This window comes from Dietzia cercidiphylli (assembly GCF_014145145.1).
Taxonomy (GTDB): Bacteria; Actinomycetota; Actinomycetes; order Mycobacteriales; family Mycobacteriaceae; genus Dietzia; species Dietzia natronolimnaea.
Genome location: NZ_JAALEA010000504.1, coordinates 1 through 3133, shown reverse-complemented (window position 1 = coordinate 3133; position 3133 = coordinate 1). Strand labels below are relative to the sequence as shown.

The following is a 3133-nucleotide window of genomic DNA, read 5'->3' as shown; positions in this document are numbered from 1 at the left end:
CCATCGGACGCGCAGCCGGTGGACGACCAGACCCCCGTGTGGCTCCGGCCCGAGGTGACACCCGCGCCCCCACGGGCCGGACGCGGCAAACATCGCCGTGCGGAGCCGGACGAGGAGGCGTCGGACGCGGAGCCGTCGGCTGCGGCCTCGACCGGCACGGGCTCCGGTCGTGAGCGCCCGGGCGTGGAACCGGACGTCGAGCAGACCACCCGCCTCCAGCTGCCGCCGGATATCCGGGACTGACCTTCCGCAACGAGAGGACCCGCCCGCGCCGGATGCGCGGACGGGTCCTCTCGCTGATGTGGGGTGTGTCAGCTGGCGGAGCTCAGGAGACCGGTGACGGTCGGGCTCGACAGCGGGGCGACGTCGTATCCGGCCGAGTCGGACAGGCTCGAGGTGAGCGAGCCGCCGATGGCGCCGTCGATCGGGTTGACCACGGAACCGGGATCCAGCGAACCGGTACCGCCCCCGCCGCCGGCACCGGGGTTGGTCCCGGTGACGATGACGGGCGACGAGGTCGCGGTCGCGCCGACCCACGTGTCGCCGAGCGCGTCGGTGTTGTTCACCACGGCCGTGTAGCGGTACACCTGGGTGTCGGCCGTACGCGGAATGTCGTCCGGGAACGAGACAGTGGTGCCGGACGCCGGCATGGCGACCTCCCCGACCTCGACACCGTCACGGAGGATCGAGACCATCGTTCCCTCGGGGAAGTTGTTCGCGGGCCGAACGAACGAGGTGACCACGTTGACCGCGAGCGAATCCTCGTCGAGGGTGCCGGGCTGGGCCTGGACGTTCAGGTTGGTGTTCCACTCGAACGGAACCCACGGGGCGTTGGTGATCGTGGTGGTGGTGAGCGCGGCGGCATTGGCGCTCACAGCGCACTCGACCTGGGCGCCGGTGGTGCCGGTGCCGCCCGCAGTGGTCCCTCGGGTGTACTGGAACTGCGTCGACGCCGCATCCGTGGCGGCGGTGGCCCCCGCCCCGGCAAGGCCGAAGACGATCTGCTGACTCGGCGTGTTCGGCGCACGCATGCTGAAGGTGACCTCGGGCAGCTGGAACGACTGGTTGTTGTTCTTCTGCAGGCCCGAGTTGATGGTGTTGCCCGTCCCGTCTTCTGCGAGGCACCGAACCAGGACACGGTCGCGGGTGCGCGGCCCGGCGGTACGGTCTCGACGGCGCCCGTCGTGGAGATGTCGGCGCTGTACTACTCGCGCTACCAGAACGTCAGGGCCGAGATGGTCAGCATCACGGCGTCGGGGTCGACGATCACCATGCCGCTGTGGCCGCTCACCAAGTTCTTCCCGCAGGGCAGCCTCGGGGACATGGCGAGCGAAGCCGTCCAGCTGCGCTCGCAGATCACCGAGCAGAACACCAGGGCCAAGGTCGAGGGGCTGTACGGCACGACCGGTTCGTTCGCGGTGACCAACGGGCAGACCGTCACCCGGACGATCGCACTCGGGCCGCCGGCCACCCAGCCCCGCGGTTCGGATCTGGTCGGTTACTTCACGATGTGCGCGCAGGGCACCAACTCCGCCGCCGCGCAGGGCACCGGCCAGCTCTACGCGTGGTCTGCCTTCGAGGAGGGGTGGCCCCCGCCGGTCGTCATCCCCGAGGACAGCGGCAGCCTCGCGACCGGGTCTCTCGGCTCGCTGGGCAGCAGTGGTACGGACCCCGTCGATCCGGAGCCACCGGTCGAGGAGGAGCCGCCGGCTGAGGACAACGGGGACCCCCTGGACCCCTGATCGTCACTGGCTTGAGCGTGGCCTCGAGCTGAAGGAGGACGGGCCGGTCGCATCACGCGACCGGCCCGTCCTCCTTCTGTCGTGTTCTGTCGTGGCGCGCGTCTAGAGTCGACCCCGGTACCGATACCGTCGCCGCAGCCACCGTCGCGGCCGATCAGAGGAGCCCGATGTCCGTCCCCGCCACCGTCGACTCGACCGCCAAAGCGCGCCTGGCCGAGCTGGTCGCCGAGCTCGCCGTCGTCCACGGCCGAGTCACCCTCTCCTCGGGCCGCGAGGCCGACTACTACGTGGACCTGCGACGCGCGACCCTGCACCACGAGGCGTCGCCGCTCATCGGCCGTCTGCTGCGTGAACTGACCGACGACTGGGACTTCGAGGCGGTCGGCGGACTGACCCTCGGCGCCGACCCGGTCGCCACGGCGATCATGCACGCGCGGGGCCGGCCGATCGACGCGTTCGTCGTCCGCAAAGAGGCCAAGAAGCACGGGATGCAGCGCCGGATCGAGGGGCCGGACATCGTGGGGAAGCGGGTCCTCGTCGTCGAGGACACCACGACCACCGGCAACTCCCCGCTCACCGCGGTGGCCGCCCTGCGCGAGGCCGGCGCCGAGGTGGTGGGCGTGGCGACCGTCGTCGACCGCGCCACCGGCGCCGATGACGTGATCCGGGCCGAGGGCGTGGAGTACCGCGCCCTGCTCGGTCTGACCGACCTGGGACTGGAGTGACATGACCGCCGAGTGGACGACGACGAGACGCATGACGACCGAGGGGACGGCGTCCGATAGGACGACGGCGAGGGCTTTCCCCACCGTCCTGGCGCAGGCGCTGCGGGAGCGGGTGCTCTCGCTCATGGACACCTCCCGCCCGGAGGGGCCCGCGTTCCTCGCTGCGGCCGCGGGCACGGAGGTGGCCAAGGCGACCGGATTCGGCCCGCTGGAGAAGCTCTGCAAGCCGCTCATCGTCCCGGCGGCGCTGACCATCGCTCTGCGTGAGGGCGCCCAGGGAGGCGCGGGGGCGGGTAGTGGTGGCCTCGGCCCCGTCGACACCGCACTGCTCTCGGTCACCGGCGCTGCGTACACCACCGGCGACGTGATCCTCATGCTCGGCGGTGGACATGCGAGCCGGTCGAAGGCGCGCCTGGTCTCGGGCGCGGCGGCGTTCGGGGTGGGGCATCTCGCGCTCGGCGGGCTGATGCTCCGGTCGGGTCTGAGGTTCAAGCCGGTCCAGTCGGCGGTCCACGGGGTGGTGGCCGGCGCCGCCGGTGCGATCCTGCTGTCCGAGGACCGGGCCAACGCCCCACTGGCCGCGTACGGGGGGCTGCTGGCGGCCCTGTCGGCGCTGGCCACCTCGGTCGATCGTCGGTCCGGGCCCGGCGCCTCGGTGTTGGCCGT

The 3133-nt window shown here is 71.6% G+C and carries 4 protein-coding genes and 1 pseudogene; 4 read left to right on the top strand and 1 reads right to left on the bottom strand.

What is annotated here, in order from left to right; genetic code table 11:
* Positions 1-243: pseudogene (locus G6028_RS16405) on the top strand (hypothetical protein); the annotation flags it as partial.
* A gap of 68 nt (positions 244-311) precedes the next feature.
* Here G6028_RS16405 and G6028_RS16400 read toward each other — a convergent pair.
* A complete protein-coding gene (locus G6028_RS16400; protein ID WP_182659506.1) occupies positions 312-1031 on the bottom strand; it encodes a hypothetical protein in 720 nt (239 codons plus the stop codon).
* Positions 1032-1190: 159 nt separating this feature from the next.
* On the opposite strand from G6028_RS16400, the gene G6028_RS16395 reads away from it, so the two are divergent.
* The 3 genes from G6028_RS16395 to G6028_RS16385 all read left to right on the top strand — a co-directional run.
* Positions 1191-1742, top strand: coding sequence for a hypothetical protein (locus tag G6028_RS16395; protein ID WP_182659505.1), 552 nt, complete (start codon positions 1191-1193; stop codon positions 1740-1742).
* Positions 1743-1909: 167 nt separating this feature from the next.
* Positions 1910-2467, top strand: coding sequence for an orotate phosphoribosyltransferase (gene pyrE / locus G6028_RS16390; protein WP_182659504.1), 558 nt, complete (start codon positions 1910-1912; stop codon positions 2465-2467).
* Between the two features lie 31 nt (positions 2468-2498).
* The coding region (locus tag G6028_RS16385) for a lysoplasmalogenase family protein (RefSeq protein ID WP_241730841.1) at positions 2499-3133 on the top strand (635 nt) is incomplete at its 3' end.

Bases quoted from the DNA above. Each gene is read 5' to 3' on its own strand.
- G6028_RS16395 (WP_182659505.1), top strand. From the start codon at position 1,191: ATGTCGGCGCTGTACTACTCGCGCTACCAGAACGTCAGGGCCGAGATG.
- pyrE (WP_182659504.1), top strand. From the start codon at position 1,910: ATGTCCGTCCCCGCCACCGTCGACTCGACCGCCAAAGCGCGCCTGGCC.
- G6028_RS16400 (WP_182659506.1), bottom strand. From the start codon at position 1,031: ATGCGTGCGCCGAACACGCCGAGTCAGCAGATCGTCTTCGGCCTTGCC.